Origin of the sequence: Pseudomonas sp. FSL R10-1339 (genome assembly GCF_009600545.1) — a bacterium.
GTDB lineage: Bacteria > Pseudomonadota > Gammaproteobacteria > Pseudomonadales > Pseudomonadaceae > Aquipseudomonas > Aquipseudomonas bubulae.
Genome location: NZ_WIVQ01000085.1, coordinates 1 through 18,976, shown reverse-complemented (window position 1 = coordinate 18,976; position 18,976 = coordinate 1). Strand labels below are relative to the sequence as shown.

Annotated in this window: 17 protein-coding genes; 9 read left to right on the top strand and 8 right to left on the bottom strand. The window is 60.7% G+C overall.

Going from position 1 to position 18,976, the window contains the following annotated elements; genetic code table 11:
* Positions 1-599 (bottom strand): 3-carboxyethylcatechol 2,3-dioxygenase (locus GHO03_RS19270; RefSeq protein WP_178110338.1); only part of this gene is annotated, 599 nt, incomplete at its 3' end.
* Between the two features lies 1 nt (position 600).
* Positions 601-2,259 carry a bifunctional 3-(3-hydroxy-phenyl)propionate/3-hydroxycinnamic acid hydroxylase gene (locus GHO03_RS19265; protein WP_095039196.1) on the bottom strand — a complete coding sequence of 553 codons (1,659 nt, stop codon included), beginning with the start codon at positions 2,257-2,259 and terminating at the stop codon, positions 601-603.
* Positions 2,260-2,400: 141 nt separating this feature from the next.
* On the opposite strand from GHO03_RS19265, the gene GHO03_RS19260 reads away from it, so the two are divergent.
* Entirely contained in the window at positions 2,401-3,180 is a 780-nt protein-coding gene (locus GHO03_RS19260; protein WP_153400370.1) for a DNA-binding transcriptional regulator, read from the top strand.
* A 165-nt stretch (positions 3,181-3,345) separates the two neighbouring features.
* Here the strand turns inward: GHO03_RS19260 and GHO03_RS19255 are convergent, their stop codons facing one another.
* Both GHO03_RS19255 and GHO03_RS25905 read right to left on the bottom strand, forming a co-directional pair.
* On the bottom strand, positions 3,346-4,104 hold the full coding sequence (locus GHO03_RS19255; RefSeq protein WP_256668734.1) for a LysR family transcriptional regulator: 759 nt from the start codon (positions 4,102-4,104) through the stop codon (positions 3,346-3,348).
* 9 nt (positions 4,105-4,113) lie between these two features.
* Complete coding sequence (locus GHO03_RS25905) at positions 4,114-4,215, bottom strand: LysR family transcriptional regulator (protein ID WP_372241768.1); 102 nt, start codon at positions 4,213-4,215, stop codon at positions 4,114-4,116.
* Positions 4,216-4,369: 154 nt separating this feature from the next.
* Between GHO03_RS25905 and GHO03_RS19250 the strand changes: the two genes are divergently transcribed.
* The 7 genes from GHO03_RS19250 to GHO03_RS19220 all read left to right on the top strand — a co-directional run bounded on the left by GHO03_RS19250 (position 4,370) and on the right by GHO03_RS19220 (position 10,215).
* Positions 4,370-5,407 carry an amino acid ABC transporter substrate-binding protein gene (locus tag GHO03_RS19250; RefSeq protein ID WP_095000507.1) on the top strand — a complete coding sequence of 346 codons (1,038 nt, stop codon included), beginning with the start codon at positions 4,370-4,372 and terminating at the stop codon, positions 5,405-5,407.
* Between the two features lie 13 nt (positions 5,408-5,420).
* Positions 5,421-6,575: an amino acid ABC transporter permease gene (locus tag GHO03_RS19245; protein WP_095020982.1), complete on the top strand. Its 1,155-nt coding sequence runs from the start codon at positions 5,421-5,423 to the stop codon at positions 6,573-6,575.
* Between the two features lie 2 nt (positions 6,576-6,577).
* Positions 6,578-7,675: an amino acid ABC transporter permease gene (locus tag GHO03_RS19240; RefSeq protein ID WP_153400369.1), complete on the top strand. Its 1,098-nt coding sequence runs from the start codon at positions 6,578-6,580 to the stop codon at positions 7,673-7,675.
* Positions 7,672-8,448, top strand: coding sequence for an amino acid ABC transporter ATP-binding protein (locus GHO03_RS19235; RefSeq protein WP_095000504.1), 777 nt, complete (start codon positions 7,672-7,674; stop codon positions 8,446-8,448). The genes GHO03_RS19240 and GHO03_RS19235 overlap by 4 nt, the downstream gene beginning before the upstream one ends.
* Positions 8,445-9,404, top strand: a complete 960-nt coding sequence (locus tag GHO03_RS19230; RefSeq protein ID WP_095000503.1) for an isoaspartyl peptidase/L-asparaginase family protein — start codon at positions 8,445-8,447, stop codon at positions 9,402-9,404. The genes GHO03_RS19235 and GHO03_RS19230 overlap by 4 nt, the downstream gene beginning before the upstream one ends.
* Positions 9,405-9,469: 65 nt before the next feature.
* The gene (locus GHO03_RS19225) at positions 9,470-9,775 is read left to right on the top strand and encodes an NIPSNAP family protein (protein ID WP_095000502.1); all 306 of its coding nucleotides are present in this window, start codon (positions 9,470-9,472) and stop codon (positions 9,773-9,775) included.
* Between the two features lie 29 nt (positions 9,776-9,804).
* Positions 9,805-10,215: an SRPBCC family protein gene (locus tag GHO03_RS19220; protein WP_095000501.1), complete on the top strand. Its 411-nt coding sequence runs from the start codon at positions 9,805-9,807 to the stop codon at positions 10,213-10,215.
* Positions 10,216-10,772: 557 nt separating this feature from the next.
* Here the strand turns inward: GHO03_RS19220 and gudD are convergent.
* Both gudD and GHO03_RS19210 read right to left on the bottom strand, forming a co-directional pair.
* Positions 10,773-12,122 carry a glucarate dehydratase gene (gene gudD / locus GHO03_RS19215; RefSeq protein ID WP_153400368.1) on the bottom strand — a complete coding sequence of 450 codons (1,350 nt, stop codon included), beginning with the start codon at positions 12,120-12,122 and terminating at the stop codon, positions 10,773-10,775.
* Between the two features lie 13 nt (positions 12,123-12,135).
* Positions 12,136-13,476: an MFS transporter gene (locus tag GHO03_RS19210; protein WP_095025849.1), complete on the bottom strand. Its 1,341-nt coding sequence runs from the start codon at positions 13,474-13,476 to the stop codon at positions 12,136-12,138.
* Positions 13,477-13,796: 320 nt separating this feature from the next.
* On the opposite strand from GHO03_RS19210, the gene GHO03_RS19205 reads away from it, so the two are divergent.
* Complete coding sequence (locus tag GHO03_RS19205; protein WP_095020978.1) at positions 13,797-14,507, top strand: FadR/GntR family transcriptional regulator; 711 nt, start codon at positions 13,797-13,799, stop codon at positions 14,505-14,507.
* 6 nt (positions 14,508-14,513) lie between these two features.
* On the opposite strand, the gene GHO03_RS19200 is transcribed toward GHO03_RS19205, so the two are convergent.
* Positions 14,514-16,847 (bottom strand): tetratricopeptide repeat protein, encoded by a 2,334-nt coding sequence (locus GHO03_RS19200; RefSeq protein ID WP_095025848.1) that lies wholly within the window; start codon positions 16,845-16,847, stop codon positions 14,514-14,516.
* Positions 16,848-16,871: 24 nt separating this feature from the next.
* Positions 16,872-18,976 (bottom strand): spermidine synthase (locus GHO03_RS19195; protein ID WP_153400367.1); only part of this gene is annotated, 2,105 nt, incomplete at its 5' end.

The following is an 18,976-nucleotide window of genomic DNA, read 5'->3' as shown; positions in this document are numbered from 1 at the left end:
CTGCCCATCAAGCGGTCGGCCATGCGGGCATCGACCTTGGCCAGTTCTGGCACCGGAGGCTGATGGGACAGGCCTCCGGACGCCAGGAACAGCACGCGCAGGTCCAGTGATCTGGCCCACTGGCCGATGGCCTCGCCCAGCAGTCGTGCCCGCTTGAAACCGGGCAGGGGCACGGCTACCGAATTGATGAAGACCGGAATCACCGGGCAGGTGCGCAACCCGCCCAGCAACAGTTCCAAGGGTTGGGCAAAGGCATGATCGACTTGCATTCGGTAGGACACGGCGGTGTCGATACCAGCCTCCATGACGGCTTGGGCGCAGGCTTCGGCCAGGGCTTTGGGTACGTCGAGGGGGCCGGCTGCGGTGTCGAAATCGCCGATGGCATCGGCGGCCATGCCAATGCAAAAAGGCGGCATGACGTCGTAGAAAAAGCCGTTGTAGTGATCGGGCCCCAGGAGCACGATCAGTTGCGGATTGAAGCGGGCGATGCGTTCGCGGGCATTGCGGATCATGCAGTCCACTTCGGCCAGCACTTCGGGGGCCGGGTCGACGTAGCCCACCAGCGGCGTGTGTGACAAACAGTGCAAATAGGCGCTCATCTCAAGCCACCTTGCTGACGGCTGGCGTCATCTGGATGTGTGGCTGCACGTTGAGCGCCAGGGCCAGCTCATTGCAGGCCTTGCCGAGCGTTTGCGGTGTGGCCAGCCCGGCGAGGAAGCGATCAGGGCGCAGCAGGGCAATGGACGATGAGCCGCGGGCGAACCACTCGCGCAGGCGGCCAGTGCTGTCGCCGACCCGAATCACGTCGTTGCCGGCGTCGCTCGGGGCCCTGAGCTGGACATCCGGCAGCACTTGAATAAACCGCGTGCCCAGGGTTTTCCATTGAGCAATCTGCGCCGTCGTAAGGCCCCAGGTCGGGTCGCAGCCCCAGGCGATAAAGGCGAAATTCTCGCCGATCACTTCATCGAGGAGCACGGTCGCACCGGCGTCGGTCAGTACCTTGGGCTGAATGAACATCTTGCCCACCGGCGAGCCTTTTTCGCTCGGCACGATCAGAGCGCCACGGCTGTATTGCGGCATGGGCTTGAAGCGCATCTCGACGAAATAGCGTTTGACCGGCGGCACATAGTTGAGCAGCCACGACACGCCATCGCGCAGGGTGCCCTGCCAGCGCTTGGGGGGGGCCAGTACGTGGCCGGCCAGTACCGAGAGGTCGATCATGGCCTTGGCGTGATCCCGGCGCTCCAGCTCATAGCTGTCGAGCAGGCGGTCATTGGCCAGGCCCTTGATCACCAGTGACAGTTTCCAGGCCAGGTTGGAGGCATCGCGCATGCCGCTGTTGTAACCCTGGCCCTGCCAGACTGGCATGATATGCGCGGCATCCCCGGCCAGCAGTACCCGGCCCTGACGGAAGCGGCCTGCGAGGCGGGCGTTGTGGGTATAGACGCGGCTGCGAATCAGCTCGATGCGATCCGGGTCCGGCAGCACTTTGGCCAGCAGCTTGCGCATGTTTTCGGGCTTGCTCAGCTCGGCCTCGGTCTCACCGGGCATTACCATAAACTCAAAGCGACGCACCCCGTGGGGCAGGGCGGCGGACACGTAGGGGCGCACCGGGTCGCAGCACAGGTACACATGGGGTGTGCTCAGGGGGTCGTTGGCGATATCCACGACGATCCACTGATTGGGCGCAGTCTTGCCTTCAAAACTGATGCCAAGGCTGCGCCGCACCAGGCTGTTGCCGCCATCGCAGCCAATCAGGTACTTGGCCTGCAGGCGTTCGCTGCGACCCTCGGCGTTTTTCAGTGTGAGTTGCACACCGCTGTCGCTTTGCTCGAAGCCATCGAGTTCGCGACCGAACAGTACCTTGACGTTGTCAAAGCGTTGCAGGCCTTCGAACAGCACGCGATCAGCCAGCGGCTGAATAAAGGCGTTACGGCGGGACCAGCCAAACTCATCGGTCTTGGGCTGGATGTCTGCAAAGCAGCGACCTTTGGGCGTCATGAAGCGCATCGCATGCCAGGGCGTGGTGTGCGGCAGCACGTTATCGGCAAGGCCGACGGCCTGGAATGTGCGCAGGCTTTCGTCGTCCAGGCCAATGGCGCGCGGGTAGTCGATCAGGCTGTCGAGCTTTTCCACCAAGGTGACGTTTACACCACATTGGCCCAGGTAATTGGCGATCATCAGCCCGACAGGACCCGCTCCGACAATGGCGATATCGGTGCTCAGGTCCAAGGTGGAAGCAGTGGGTGCAGAACTCATGGGTATCTCCGTACAGCGCTTTTTTTTGGATTTCTTGTTGGGCGCAGTATGGAAATCGCGAAGCTGGTGAACAACGAGAACCCTTGCTAGGGTGCACTCAGTGCACATCGTTGATTTACCAATAAAAATAATGGGAAACACATGAGCGAAACCGAATACAAGGCCGTGCGGGGCCTAATGCGCGGGTTGTTACTGATCAACGGTCTCAACCGTTTTGACGGGGGCGCCAGTACGGCTCAGTTGGCCGAGCAGAGCGGTTTGCACCGTACTACCGTGCGTCGTTTACTGGAGACGTTGCAGGCCGAAGGCTACGTGCGCCGCAGTGAATCGGATGACAGCTACCGGTTGACCCTGAAGGTGCGTGAGCTGAGCGAAGGCTTTCGCGATGAACAGTGGATTTCTTCGATTGCTGCGCCCTTGCTGGGTCAATTGCTCCAGCTAGTGGCCTGGCCCACCGACCTGTGCACCCTGGATGGCGACGCGATGGTGATTCGCGAAACCACTCACCGTTTCAGTCGCCTGTCGTTTCACCGTTCGATGGTGGGGCGCCGCTTGCCCTTGCTGATGACCGCGACCGGGCGGGCATACTTTGCGTTTTGCCCGCCGGCCGAGCGGGAAGAATTGATCGAGTTGATGATCAGTCGGGACGACTCGCAGTCGGCGTTGGCGGCGGATCGCCGATTCGTCGAGCGACTGGTGGAGCACACACGCAGCAAGGGCTATGGCGAAAACAACGCGCACTGGGGAGAAGAGCGCAAGATCGCGGCGATTGCGATCCCGGTGATGCATGAGGAGCGGGTGATGGGTTGCCTGAACCTGGTGTATATCGCCAAGGCCATGCCGGTCGAGGAAGCTGCACGGCGGTTTTTACCGGCGATGCAGGAGGTGGTGGAAAAGATTCAGGTCGGGTTGGTTCAATAGCCTTCTCAGGCTCATATGATTTTCACGGGGTTAAGGCACAGGACATGTGAACAGTGCCAAACCTGTGAGAGCAGGTTTGCCTTCGATGCAGACGCACGGTGCGGCAGGCAAACTGCGGTGCTGCCATCGCGAGCAAGCCCGCTCCCACAAAGGGGGTGCGTGTGGCTAAAGGCGCTGCCAGAGCGCTTCTGCCTGGGGGTTGCGGTTGTCACGCCAGCGCACCAGGATCACTTCCAGATGGTCGGACTCCATGTCCGGGTACACGCGCACCAGTTCACCGCGCTCAATCAGCGGCGCCACCATGCTGTGGGGCATGCACGCCACCCCCTGGCCACTGGCGACCATCGGTTTGAGTGCCTCGGACACCGTGGCCTCGAATACCTGCAGCAAACGCTGAGGCTGGGGGTGACGGTTGATCTGGGTACGCGACAGTTCATGCAATTGCGCACTGCGCGAATAGCTGAGCAGCGGGATCGGTTCGTCGGTCTGGGTGCAATGCGCCGCCAGTTGCGGAGTGGCCACCCAGTACAGCTCGTCATGACCCAGGGACTTGACCTCGAACTCGCTCTGGCGCGAGTAGGGTGCGGTCTTGGTGTCGCGATAGAACAGGATGAAGTCGCAGCGCCCGGACATCAGCGCCATGTAGTAGTCGTCGGTGCTGCGATAGCCCGTGTCGATACGGGTGAACAGCGGCGCCTGCGGGCTGTTCAACTGGCTGATCCAGCCCGGGAAAAAGTTGCACGCCAGGGTATGCAGCGAGGCAAAGGTCAGCGGCCGGTTGAGCACCTTGACGCTTTGCTCGCAGTCGCGGGCCATGCGTACCAGCTCAACGGCATTGGGCAGCAGCGCTTCGCCAGCAGCGGTCAGGCGCACCGGGTTGCGCTCGCGGTCGATCAGGGTCGCGCCCAGGTGGGCTTCCAGCAATTGAATGCGTCAGCTCAGCGCCGATTGCGATGAGTTGCGCATGCTGGCCGCGGCCGTGAACTTGCCGGTATCGGCCAGGGCGAGAAAATCTTCGTACCAGTCAATGTTCATAGACTTATTCCAATATTCGATAGCCCGTCCAGCATAGTGGATCAATTGCCGCTATCCGCGCCATGCCGCCGTCTTTATTGTGCACCTAAACCGCCACCTGCCGTTGGATTGTGGTTGACAGGCATAACAAGAAGAATTTTAAAAGGGCAATGATATGCACAAATTGAATAGGGCCAAGCTTTTGCTGGGGGCTCCGCTGTTGGCCCTGCTGTTGACCGGTGCCCAGGCTGCCCAGGCAGGTGTGCTGGACAAGGTCAAGGCCCATGGCAGCGTGCGCTGCGGGGTCGCAGGTGACAAGCCGGGGTTTTCGCTGATCGATGACAAGGGCCGCTGGACCGGTATGGACGTAGACCTGTGCCGCGCTGTGGCCGCTGCGGTGCTGGGGGATGCAGACAAGGTCGAGTACCTGACCACCACCGCAAAAAACCGCTTTACCGCCCTGGCTTCCGGGGAGATCGACATTCTGTCCCGTGCCGCTTCCTGGACCGCTGAACGCATAGCCAACCTGGGCGTGGACTTCACCACGGTCTGGTTCTACGACGGCCAGGGCTTTATGACCCACGCTGCCGACGGCATCGAGAAACTCACCGACCTGGACGGTGCCACTTTCTGCCTGTCACCGGGCACCACCTCCGAGCAAAACCTGGAAGACTATTTTGGCCGCCGTGGCCTGACTTACAAAACCGTGGTCATCGAAAAAAGCCCCGAACTCTACGCTGCCTTCCAGCGCGGGCGCTGTAACGCCATTTCCAATGACTCTTCGGGGCTGGCGGCGCGTTTGGCGCTGATGAACAACCCCAAGGACTATGCGCTGCTGCCCGAGGTGATTTCCAAGGAGCCGTTGGGGGCCTTTGTCGCACAGGGTGATACGGTCTGGCGCAATATTGTGACCTGGACCGCCTATGCCCTGATGACCGGCGAAGAACTGGGCGTGACCTCGGATAACGTCGACGAGTTGCGTGGCAACAAGAGCGCATCCACCGATATCGCCCGTTTGCTGGGCACCGAAGGCACCATCGGCAAGTCCTTTGGCCTGGACAGTGACTGGGCCTATCGCGCCCTCAAGCAAGTCGGCAACTACGCGCAAATCTACGACCGTAACCTCGGCCAGCAGACGGCATTGAACATCCCGCGCGGCCTCAACCGCAGCTGGAAAGACCATGGCCTGATGTACGCGCCGCCGATTCGCTGAGGGGATTTCTGTGATGTCGACCCATCGTTCGCCCAATCTGCGCCTGTCGAGCGTGCTGCAGCAGGGGCTGGTACTGGCTCTGGTTGCCGCGGTGTTTTATCTGCTCTCCAGCAACGCCGCGCTGAACTTGAAGAACCTCAATATCGCCTCGGGATTCGGTTTTCTGTCCCAGCGCGCAGGCTATGACATCAGCTTCTCGCTGATTGATTACACCCCGGATGCGACCTATGCCCGCGCCTATCTGGTGGGCTTGCTCAACACCTTGCTGGTGTCGGTTCTGAGCATTGTGCTGGCGACCCTGCTGGGAGGTGCGCTGGGCATGGCGCGCGTCTCGGACAACTGGCTGATCAAGCGCCTGAGCGGCACCTGCATCGAATTTTTGCGCAATGTGCCGCTGGTGGTGCATCTGGTCTGGTGGTACGGCCTGGTGCTGGCGCTGCCCGGGGTCAAGCACTCGGCCTCGCTGTTTGGCGTGGTGTTTCTGAACAACAACGGCCTCACACTGCCCTGGCTCGAACAGGGCAGTGTGGTCGGCTGGGGGCTTTTCCTCATGCTGCTGGGCACGTTGCTGGCTTATGTGTTTTGCCGCTTGAAGGAAGCCCGCGGGCCGTGGCGCGGTTTTGCTTCCAGGCGCTGGCCCGCGCTGCTGGCCGGGGCTGTGCTGCTGCCCGTGCTGGTGTACGCCTTGAGTGATGCCCATGTGCAATGGGAAGTACCGGTGCAGCGCGGTTTCGGTTTCAAGGGCGGAATCACCCTGGTGCCGGAGATGCTTGCGTTATGCCTGGCCTTGTCGTTCTACAGCGCCAGTTATATCGCCGAGATTGTGCGTGGCGCGATTGAGTCGGTACACCGCGGCCAGTACGAAGCGGCCAGGGCGCTCGGCTTCAAATCCGGTTCCACAATGCGCCAGTTGATCGTCCCCCAGGCCATCTACCCGATGATCCCGCAGATCACCAACACGTACCTGAATATCGTCAAGAACTCTTCACTGGGGGTGGTCATCGGTTTTATGGAACTGGTGTCGTCCACCGGCGGAACAACCCTGAACCAGACCGGCCAGGCCATTGAATGCATCGCGCTGGTGATGGGCACTTACTGCCTGATCAGCCTGGTGATCTCCCTGGGGATGAACATCTACAACCACCGTATCGGCCAGAGGGGGCACTGAACATGACCGCAATGAATCAGGCACTGGCAGTCCCGCTGGCACCGCCGCGCTTGCCCTGGGTACAGCGCGCCGCAGCCTGGAGCCGCAGCCAGTTGTTCCCCAGCGTGGGCCACAGCCTGCTGACCCTGGGCGTGCTGGCGCTGCTGTGCTGGTGCATTCCTGCTGCGCTGAACTGGCTGGTATTCGATGCCACCTTCATCGGCAGCAGTGCCAAAGACTGCAACCCCGGCGGCGCCTGCTGGTTGCCGATTACCCAACGCTGGAACCTGTTTGTGTACGGCTTCTATCCGCAAGCCGATCAGTGGCGGGTAAGCCTGGCACTGGTGCTGGCAGGGGCGGCGTTTGTCTTGCTGTTTTTCAAGCGCCTGGACCGTCGCCTGCTGCTGGCGTATCTGGCGTTGCTGCCGATCGTGATGTGGTGGCTGCTCAAGGGCGGTGCCGGTTTGCCCGAGGTGTCTTCGACCAAGTTCGCCGGGATGCTGGTGACAGTATTCCTGGGCACCGCCGGGATGATTTTCGCGCTGCCGCTGGGGATTTTGCTGGCGCTGGGCCGACGTTCGAAACTGCCGGTGGTGCGCATGCTTTGCGTGCTCTATATCGAGCTGGTGCGCTCGGTGCCGGTGATTTCGCTGCTGTTTATGGCTTCGCTGATGATTCAGCTGTTCCTGCCGCCGGATTCGGCCTTCGACATCCTCTTGCGGGTGCAACTGGTGCTGATCCTGTTTACCGCCGCCTATATGGCTGAAACCCTGCGCGGCGGTTTGCAGAACCTGCCCAAGGGCCAATACGAGGCGGCCATGGCGCTGGGTTTTGGTTACTGGAAAACCATGGGCCAGATCATTTTGCCGCAAGTGCTCAAGCAATCCATTGCGCCCTTGCTCACGCAGTTTATCGGCCTGTTCAAAGAGACCACGCTGGTGATGATCGTCGGCGTACTGGACATCGTCGGTATCGCCATGAGCACCGCCGTCGCCCCGGAATGGGTTGAGTACGGCCACGAAATCTACGTCTTCCTGGCGATCTACTTCTTCGTCATCTGTTTTGCACTGTCGCGCTATGCCCGACACCTTGAACAACGTATGGAGCAAAGCCGCTCATGATCAGCAAACCCAAGGCTGATGCCGCCGCAATGGTACGCATCGAACAATTGAACAAGTGGTTCGGCAATGCCCATGTGCTGAAAAACATCTCGCTGAATGTCCATGCCGGGGAAAAAGTAGTGATCTGCGGGCCTTCGGGCTCCGGCAAGTCAACTCTGATCCGCTGCATCAACCAGCTGGAACAACACCAGCAGGGCCTGGTTGTCGTGCTGGGCGAGGAACTTGACGGCAACCTCAAGGGGCTTGAGCGCATCCGCCGCCAGGTGGGCATGTGCTTCCAGCACTTCAACCTGTTCCCGCACCTCACGGTGCTGAAAAACTGCACGTTACCGCAGACGTCCAACCTGGGCGTGCCCGAGGCTGAGGCCATTGAACGAGCGCTGGGCTTGCTGGACAAGGTCAAGATGCGCGACCACGCCAACAAGTTTCCGTCGCAGTTATCCGGTGGCCAGCAGCAACGAATCGCCATAGCCCGGGCGCTGTGCATGCAACCCAAGGTCATGCTGTTTGACGAGCCGACCTCGGCCCTGGACCCGGAAATGATCGCTGAAGTGCTGGACGTCATGACCGGCCTGGCCCAGGAAGGCATGACCATGATCTGCGTGACCCACGAAATGGGTTTTGCACGCAAGGTAGCCGACCGCATTGTCTTTATGGATCAGGGTGAAATCATTGAAGAGGCCCCCCCGGAGCGGTTTTTCTCAGCCCCTGAATCACCTCGAACCCAACGTTTTTTGAGCCAGATCATCAATCACGGAGTGCATGCCCAATGACCCAATCCATTGCGATGGCCTTGCATGGCGGTGCCGGTGTGCTGATGCCCGGTGTTTTGACCCGCGAAGACGAACAGGCGATCCACGCAGCACTGCTGCAGGCGCTCAAGGCGGGTGTCGATGTCCTGGAAAAGGGCGGCAGCAGTCTGGATGCGGTACAAGCCAGTGTGGTTGAGCTTGAAGAGTGCCCCTGGTTCAACGCCGGCAAAGGCGCGGTGTTTACCCACAGCGGTGACCACGAACTGGACGCCGCGATCATGAACGGGGCCAACCTGGAAGCCGGAGCCGTAGCCGGCGTGCATCATGTGCGCAACCCGATATGCGGTGCGCGGGCGGTGCTGGAGCACAGCGAGCATGTGCTGCTGGCCGGTGCCGGGGCAGACTTGTTCCTGTCCGAACAGGCGGGTCTCGAACATGTTAGCAATGACTGGTACGACACGCCTTTGCGTCGTCGCCAGTGGGCTGCGCAACAGCAGCAACCGGAGACGGTGTTGCTGGAGCCGGGAGGTGTGGAGAAAAAATTCGGCACTGTGGGGGCTGTCGCCCTGGACCGTCACGGCCATGTAGCAGCAGCCACCTCCACCGGGGGCATCACCAACAAACGCTACGGCCGGGTGGGTGACTCGCCACTGATTGGCTCCGGCACCTGGGCGGATGACCGCAGCGCGGCGATTTCGGCGACTGGCCACGGCGAGTTCTTTATGCGCACCGTGGTGGCCCACAATATTGCATCGCGCATTCGCCTGGTGGGTTCGAGCCTGGCAGACGCCTGCGAGCAAGTTGTGCAGGGCGAGCTCAAGGAGCTGGGTGGTAACGGCGGCGTGGTCGCCGTGACACCGGGCGGCGAGACCGTGCTGAGCTTTAATACGCCGGGCATGTACCGCGCCTGGCTGGATACTGACGGCGGCCTGCACACCGCCATTTATGCCGAGGACGACTGCCTGCATCGACTTTGAGTGAATTGACCCGCGGGGCGGCTGGAGATTAGTCTCGATCTCCTTTCGCCCCGTGGAATGCATCGATGATCACCTGCTACCTGCGTTACGTGATTGACCCTTACCAACTGGCCGAATTCGAGGCCTATGCCAAAGTCTGGATCCCGCTGGTAGCCAAATTTGGCGGCCAGCATCACGGTTACTTCCTGCCCTCGGAAGGTGCCAATAACATTGCTCTGGCCATGTTTACCTTCCCCAGCCTCGCAGCCTATGAAGACTACCGCGAACGCTCAAAAACAGATGCCGAATGCATTGCCGCGTTCAAACTGGCTGAAGATAATCGCTGTATCCTGAGTTACGAGCGCAGCTTTTTCAGGCCGGTTTTCGACTAACCCCCACTTCTTCAAAGAGGCATGCCCCTATGGCAACTGCATCCGCATTTATTGATATTCCCGCTTCACCCGATCAGGTCTGGCAATTGATCGGTGGTTTCAACTCGCTGCCGGACTGGTTGCCCCTGGTTGCCGTCAGCGAAGCTGGCGAAGGCGGGCGCTTGCGCCATCTGCAGACCGTGGATGGCACGGTGATCGTTGAGCGCCTGCAAACATTCGACAATGCCGGCAAGACCTACAGCTACTCCATTGTCGAGGCGCCGTTTCCGGTGACCGACTACCTGGCGACCTTGCGCGTTGAAGCGCTGGGCGACGGCGCCCGTGTGACCTGGTCGGGGCAGTTCACCCCGGCAGGTGTAAGCACTGAAGCTGCCGAAGAGCTGTTTACCGGGGTCTATCAGGGTGGGCTGGCGGCGCTGAGCGGCAATTTCGCAGGCTGATTTGTTGTGGGAGCGGGCTTGCCCGCGATGGTATCGACGCGGTTCGACGGGCACACCGCAGCGCCTGAATCGCAGGCAAGCCAGCTCCCACAGGGCATGTTGTGCTCACATAAATGAGGTTTGCCTGATCATTATTGTGGGAGCGAGCCTGCTCGCGAAGGTATCGATGCGGTCTACCAACTGAACCGCGTCGCCTGAATCGCTCGAGCCCAGTTCCCACATTAAATGCAAGCGCAAAAGTGGGTTGAAAATACCCGTTATCCGTGCCGTGATGGCCATTTCAAATCAACTAAATCTTAAAAAGTGTGGCTATTTAATGACTTAGGTCAGTATTGCCTTGAAATAAAATGTGCAGAATCACTTGTTACTGATTATTACGATAGGGTAAGATCGCCCTGCGTTCACCTACCACGGTTTATGCATTTTTAAGCCCCAAGTTTCCATCAGCTACTTGGGCTTTTTTTTGCCTGAAATTTGATATTGGATCCAATTTTCGGCCAATAAAAAGGCGCCAATCGCTGGCGCCTTGTGGCAGTTGCCACGCTCTAATAAGCGACTCAGCGCACCAGGCAGGGTTTTTTGTTGTCGTATTTCCAGCCGGGAATCATGTACTGCATGGCCACGCTGTCATCCCGGGCACCCAGGCCCATGCCTTTGTACAGTTCGTGAGCCTTGGCCACGGCGTCCATGTCGATGTCCACGCCCAAGCCAGGCTTTGTCGGAACCTTGATATGGCCGTCGACAATTTTCAGCGGTTCACGGGTCAGGCGCTGGCCGTCCTGCCAGATCCAGTGGGTATCAATGGCGGTAATATCCCCCGGCGCTGCAGCCGCAACCTGGGTGAACATGGCCAGGGAAATGTCGAAGTGGTTATTGGAATGCGAGCCCCAGGTCAGGCCCCATTCGTGGCACATCTGCGCAACGCGTACCGAGCCCTGCAGGGTCCAGAAGTGCGGGTCGGCCAATGGGATGTCCACGGCCTGCGATTGAATCGCATGGCCCATTTCGCGCCAGTCGGTGGCAATCATGTTGGTGGCGGTGCGCAGGCCCGTGGCGCGGCGGAACTCGGCCATGACTTCACGCCCCGAATAGCCGTTTTCGGCGCCGCAAGGGTCTTCGGCATAGGCCAGTACCCGGTGCTGGTCGCGACACAGGGCGATGGCTTCCTTGAGAGACCAGGCTCCATTAGGGTCCAGAGTGATGCGGGCATCGGGGAAACGCTCGGCCAGTGCAGTGACCGCTTCGATTTCTTCGGCGCCGCGCAGCACGCCGCCCTTGAGCTTGAAGTCGTTGAAGCCGTAACGGGCCTGTGCCGCTTCCGCCAGGCGCACGATGGCCTGTGGGGTAAGGGCTTGTTCATGGCGCAGGCGTGTCCAGTCATCGCCATCCGCTTCACTGCGGTAGGCCAGATCGGTGTGTTGACGGTCGCCAATATAGAACAGATAGCCGAGCATCTTCACGGCATCCCGTTGCTGGCCTTCACCGAGCAAGGCGGCTACCGGCACGTGCAGAAATTGACCGAGCAAGTCGAGCAGGGCGGCTTCCATTGCCGTCACGGCGTGGATGGTGATGCGCAGGTCGAAGGTTTGCAGGCCGCGCCCCGCCGAATCCCGTGCGGCGAAGGTGCTGCGCATGGCGTTGAGGACAGCCTGGTAATTGCCGATGGGCTGGCCAATCACCAGGCTACGGGCGTCTTCCAGGGTTTCGCGGATGCGCTCGCCACCGGGCACTTCACCCACGCCGGTATTGCCGCTGCTGTCCTTGAGGATAACGATATTGCGGGTAAAGAAGGGGCCGTGGGCGCCACTCAGGTTGAGCAGCATGCTGTCATGGCCCGCCACCGGGATCACCTGCAGGCTGGTCACGATCGGAGCTTGGCTGGCGTGGTGTTGATGGTCGGCATTCATGGTCTGGTCCTTGTCAGGCAGTTTGCAGGGCGGTGGGGGTCACGGCCGTGGGTGTGGGTTTGGTTTTGGCAAAGAACACAATGAGTGCCGCAATGATCGACGTGCCGGCCAGGCCATAGAGCCCGCCCTGAATCGAGCCTGTGGTTTGTTCCAGAAACCCGAAGGTGGTGGGGGCGACGAAGCCGCCGAGGTTGCCGATGGAATTGATCAAGGCGATGACTGCCGCCGCGATACGTGCATCCAGGTAGCCTTGGGGAATGGGCCAGAACAGCGCCGAGGCCGACTTGAAGCCGATGGCGGCAAAGCAGATGGCGATAAACGCAAAGATCGGCCCGCCGGTGGTGGACATAAACATGCCGATGGCGGCAATCACCAGGGCGGCCGCCACCCAGGCCTGCTGGAACCTGAATTTGCTGGCCAGCGAGGCAAAGGCATACATGGCAATGATTGAAATCAGCCACGGGATCGAGTTGTAGAAGCCCACCTGGATATCGCTCAGGTCACCCATTTTTTTGATGATGCTCGGTAGCCAGAACGTGGCCGCGTAAATGGTCAGCTGGATACAGAAGTAAATCGCGCAGAACAGCATGATCTGGCGGTCCTTGAGCAGCATGCCCAGGGTCGGCTTGACGGTGTTGGCGGCATCGCGTTCACGCTGTTCGCGGTCAATTTCGTTAACCAGCGCATCTTGCTCTGCAAGGCTGAGCCATTTGGCGTCATGGGGTTTTGAGTCCAGCCAGAACCACACAAACACGCATAGCACCACCGAGGCCATGCCTTCGATGATGTACATCCACTGCCAGCCGTGCAGTCCCATGCCGGTGATTTGCAGCAGCAGGCCGCTCAGTGGTCCCGAGATCAGCGAGGCCAGTGCCGAGCCGCTGAGGAAGATGGCAATCGCCTTGCCGCGTTCGGCGCCTGGCAGCCAGCGGGTGAAGTAATAGATCACGCCCGGGAAGAAGCCCGCTTCGGCGACGCCAAGCAGAAAACGCAGGATATAGAAGTGGGTTTCGTTCTGGATAAAGGCCATCAGGGTGGCGGTGATACCCCAGGTGAACATGATTCGGGTGAGCCAGATGCGGGCGCCAACTTTTTGCAGCAGCATATTGGACGGCACTTCAAACAGTGCGTAGCCGATGAAAAACAGCCCGGCACCGAAACCATAGGCGGCGGCACCAATGCCCAGATCGTGCTCCATGTGGCTGCGTACGAAGCCGATGTTTACCCGGTCGATGTAGTTGACGATAAACATGATGACGAAAAGTGGCAGTACATGCCTCTTCACTTTTTGGATCGCGCGCGCCAGGACGGGGTCGTTGGCGTGTGCAGCAGACGGATTGCTGGAAGTGTTCACAATTCAAAGCCCCACTGATTATTTTTATGCGGGTTGTGTGTGCTGCAGATGGCTCTGCAGTTGCCAGACATCATACGAGTTGGTTTTTTCCCTAGCAATGCCATGAAACAAACGAAAAAGTTATAAAAGATGCAGCTTTAGATACCTTTTATGAGGTTTTATCGCTGTTTAGAGCGTTTTAAAGCCTGATGTCAGGTTCGGAAACGTATCTGCCTGGGGGCAGAGCTCGTTCAAAACCCAAGGTTTACTGAGATTTATATAGCTTGTCATACATGTTGGGGTGCTAGTATCAAGCGGTCTTGTACGAATGGATTTGCCCCATGCATGACCCCCAGAATGCGCCGCTGCGCAAGCGTTCACCGGGCCTGGCCCACGACATCGTGGCCGAGCTGACCCAGCGAATTTTGCTGGGCCAACTGGCGCCCGGCGAGAAGCTGCCTTCCGAGTCGGCCATCGTGCGCGAGCACGGTGTAAGCCGCACGGTGGTGCGTGAAGCGATTTCAAAATTGCAGGCATCCGGGCTGGTCGAAACCCGTCACGGCATTGGTACCTTCGTGCTTGAGCGCGATCCGCGCCAGGGTATCCACCTGAGCCGTGATACCGCAGCCAGCGTGCGCGGTATCGTCGAATTGCGCCTGGGCCTGGAGACCCAGGCTGCGGCGCTGGCCGCGAGGCGGCGCACGGAGGAGCAACTGCTGCAGATGCGCCAGGCGCTGGATGACCATCAACGCTCACTGGCCAACAACGACAGCAGCGTCGAGCCGGACCTGCGTTTCCACCAGTTGATCGCTCAGGCCACGGGCAACGCTTATTTCACCGATATCATTGCCCAGTTGGGGCGTTCGGTGATTCCGCGTACCCGGATCAATAGTGAAGAGCGCGGTGATGCCGATCTCAAGCAGTTGGGGCAAATGGCTGTGCTGGAACATGAGGCCATCTTGCGCGCGATCCGCCGTCAGGACCCCGACGCCGCCCGCGCCGCCATGCTGCTGCATTTGAGCAACAGCCTGGAGCGCATGGCGGGGGGGTGAGGGCTGTCACTTCAACGCCATATCCTCAGGATTGATCTGTTTCCAGGCTTGCAGCACCACCTGCGCTTTGGGCTCCTGGCCGCTGTCGAGGTAGAACTGGATCAACGCCAATCGGGCATCGCGAAACGCCGGCTGGCGCTTGAGCAGTTCTTCCATTTGCGCGCAGGCCTGTTCGAGCTGACCGCTCTGGTGCAGGGCCACCGCCAGCACATAGCGGTACTGACTGTTGTCCGGTTCCAGTTTTACGGCCTGCTGCAAAGCTTTCATCGCTTGTTCGGGCTGGCCACCGCGAATCAATGCCAGCCCCAGGCTGTGTTGCAACAACGCTGCCTGCGGTTGTGCCTTGATCGCGTCGTTGAGCAGGGTCGAGGCCTCGGCACTGCGCCCACTGGCTTCCAGCCATTGGGCCAGAGTGACCAGCGCCGGGTAGAAGTCCGGGTCGCGCAGCAGGGCGGCGCGCAGTCTGGCCTCGACCTCGGCATTGCGCCCGCTGGCCTGATACAGCATGGCCAGGTTGAGGTTGGACTCGGCCCGTTCGGCCAGGCTCAGCTGCACGCTTTCGTATTCACCGATGGCCTTGTCCCACGCCACTTGATTCGTGCCCAGGCCATTGCGCGCAGCGCCCTGCAAGTTGCGCGCGGCGATGATGCGCACTGCACGCACGCTGTCACTCAACAATGGGCTGAGCAACGCGACCCGCTCTGCCGGAGGCAAGAAAGCGCTCACTGCCCGCACCGCGCTTTCACGCACTTGCGGGGCAGGGTGGTTGAGGTCCTTGCTGGCCAGTTGCAGTGCGGATTCGCTGGGGTAGTTGGCCAGTTCAGCCAACAACGTGGCGCGTTGAATCGCTGGCAGGTTGCTGCGCCGCAATTGCTCGTAGAGCGCCTGCGCAGCACCCGGCCGGCCGCCGCGGATCAGCCACAGGCTTTCATCGTACCGGGCTGCTTGCGGTGCATCGTGGGCGGTCCAGAGCTTGAACTGCTCCGTCACCCTGTCACCGGCCTTGCCCTGATGGCAGCCCAGGCAGGCATCCGTTGTGCCCAGGGCTTTGGCCCGCACCGGGTTGGGGATGCTGAAGCTGTGGTCATGGCGATAGTCGTTGCCCATGTAGAACTTGCCGGGCATATGGCAATCCACACATTGCGAGCCCGGTTGGCCTTCGGCATGGCGATGGTGGTCGATGGCGTCATAGTTCTTCGCTTGCAGGCCCTTGCCATCAATCCCGGCAATGGCTGCTTTGCCGGCCGTGTTGTGGCATTGCAGGCACAGTGCATTGCCCGCTGCCTTGAGTTCGGTGCTGTGGGGGTTGTGGCAGTTGCTGCAACGCACGCCCTTGTCGAACATCTTGCTTTGCAGGAACGAGCCGTGTTCGAACACCTCGTCCTTGATCTTGCCGTCCAGTGCGTACAGCTCGCGGGTCAGTACGCTGGGCAGGTAGTCGTCCATCAGCCGCTTGCCCACGGTAAAGCCATCGCCCAGCGGGGCGCGGCGGGCATGGCAGCGGGCGCAGGTTTCGAGTTCTACCGTGGCGTCCTTGCTTTTAAGGTCGACGTCAAAGCCGCTGTGGGGCAACGGGTTGTTTTCCGTGACAGCGCGCAGATGGCTGGACGCCGGGCCGTGACAGGCCTGGCAACCGACGCCGAGACTGTTCCATTGGCTGTTGAAGCTGTTGCTGGCGGCATCAAAGTTACGTTTGTAGCCGGTGGTGTGACATTCGACGCACATAAAGTTGGCGTTCTGGTTCGGTTTGCTCCAATGCAGCGGGTTCTTGAAGCTCACCCCCTGGCCTGGGTACAGATGGAACCAGCGGTGTTTTTCGGTATCCCAGGCCACCCCCAGGGCTTGCAGCCTGCCGTCGCCAACTTCGATCAAATACTGCTGCAACGGCGCAATGCCGAAGGTGTAAGCGACCTTGAAGTCGGCGGGTTTGCCATCCAGCCCCGGCGTATTGACCCAGAACTCGTCGCCCTGGCGAAAAAACCGGCTGTTTTCGCCTTCGCCCTTGAACGTGGCATTGCTGAAGTCGGCCAGTACGGTCTGCGGCGCGGCCACCTGCATGGCCAGTTGATGATGAGAGCCTTGCCAGTCCTTGACCTGGGCGTCGTGACAACCCTGGCACTGTTGCTCGTCGACCATCTGCGCCGGGGCGACGGGCTCGGCCACCGCAGCCGTGGCCAGCACCTTGGGCTCATACACCGGCGCCGGGCGGCTGAGATAAAACCATAACCCGCCCAGCACCACCAGCAACACGGCAGCGCTTACGGGTAACAGGTAACGGCTCATCAGGGTGGGGCGCGAATCAGGTGGGTTTGCAGCTTTTATAGTTTTAGTTTTGGGCATTGCGACTTCCGTATCCAAAAGGCTCTAGCGTTCACCGACAAACCAGCGGTAATAGGGGTTGGCGCCATCGCCACGCATTACTTCACGGATATCCCGGCTCCATGCCTCGCGGTCGCCATCATAGGCATGCAGGCTGGAACGGTAAAACTGCATCAGGCGTTGCTGTTGGCTGTGCATGCGCTCGACAAACTCCGGGGCGGCGTTGAGCAACGGTATCGGTTGGCGCAGATCGAGCAGCGCCGGCAGCACCCGGCTGATTTCTTTGCTACGCACCCACGGAGCGTACTCGATACGCGGTTGGTCGTCCGTGACGGCCGGCGCATCTGCAGCAAAGCGCACCAGCCCTTCATGGTCGGTCACCCAGGTTGCCAGCAGTGCCGCTGGCGAAGCGACGCCCACATCCTGCAGGGCGCTGCGTACACCCGGTTGCCCGAAACGGGCGCTGATGCGCGCGGCATCCAGTTCAATGGGCTGCAATGAACCCACCAGCAGCATTTCGTGAAACTCGCTGGTCCATAGCGTGGCGTAAGGGAATACGTCGAGAAAACTGCGCACCAGCGAACGAGAGTCGTCGATATTCTGCGTCGGCAACGGCAGCCATTGCGCAACTATCCCTTGCGGGTGCAGGCGCTGTGAAGCCAGTTGATAGAAGTCCCGCGAGTACAGATTGACTACGCCGGCGGCGGAGGGCGGTGGTGGTTCGAGGGTGATCAGGTCATAGCGCTGTTCGCTGCGCAGAAGTTCCTGGCGACCGTCGCGCAAACGCACCTGCAAGCCGGGGTTGGAAGCCGCAGCGAAGTTGCCTTTGAACAGGGTTGAAGCTTTGACCACCGCGGGCAGCAGCTCGGCCACCACCCGTTGCTCCAGTCCCGGATAACTGAGCAGGGCCCCGGCAGTGATCCCGGTGCCAAAGCCGATCACCAGCGCCGAGCGTGGTTCGCCGTTGTGGATCAACAGCGGCAACAGGGCCTGGATACGCATGTAGCGCAGCGACGGCATGGCATCACCGGTGTTGGACACGCCCTGGATATACAGGCGGTGGAAGCTGCGTTCACCCTTGCCCTGGGCCACGACGGCGACGGTGCCGCCGCGACCTTCCTGGTAAAACACCAGCTCACCGTTACGGGCTCCGCGCAGCAGTTCGGCGAGGCGCTCAACCGGCGTTAAGACGGCTACCAGCAGCGCTGCCAGGCTGAACGCAACGACTGCCTGGCGATGGCCTTTCTTGACCCGGTGCCCCTGCTGTACCGCGATCAAACCTACTGCAGCGGCGATGACTGCCAGCATGCCGAGCGTATGTACCAGCCCCAGCCAGGGGATCAGGACAAAACCGCAGAGGGCAACGCCGACGATCCCGCCCAGCGTGTTGAACGCCACGACTGCACCGACATCCCGCCCGACCCGGCCGGGGCCGACGCACAGGCGCAGGGCTATCGGGAACGCTGCGCCCAACAGCAACGTAGGGATAAACACAATGCTCAGTGCAGCCACTGCGAAGCGGGCGCTCATGCCCAGCAACACACTGCCACCCAAGGCCAGTGCCGCAGTCTCTGCCTGGGTTTGCAGCAGGATCAGCCAGCGTCCGAGCAGGGCAACTTCCAGCAGGGCAACCAGTCCGGCCCCGGCAATCAGCAAGGCAAACACACCCCAGGGATCGCGTAGCCGATCAACCCGGCGCGCCATCAGGCTGCTGCCGATAAACAGTCCGGTCAGGTAAGTGGCCAGCACCACGGCAAAGGCGTAGGTACGGGTGCTCATGAACTGAACGATCGATTGCGACCAGACCACTTCGTAGCCCAGTGCCACACCGCCCGCGATGGCATACAGGGCCATGGCCAGCCGGGCCGGTTTGTGTGCCGCGCTGGTCGCCACCGGATCGGCGACAATGGTGCGCTGCCCGCGTTGCAACCACAGGGCACCCGCGGCGGCAATCAGGTTGAGTGCGGCGGCTACAACGGCACTGGCGAAAACACCGAGGCTGGCAATCAGGATAAATGCGGTCAGCAGAGTGCCGACAATCGCCCCGCCGGTATTGGCGGCATACAGGCGGCCACCGGCCTGGCCCAGATGTTGCGGCTCGGATGCCAGTGCGCGCATCAGCACTGGCAGCGTGCCGCCCATCAAGAGGG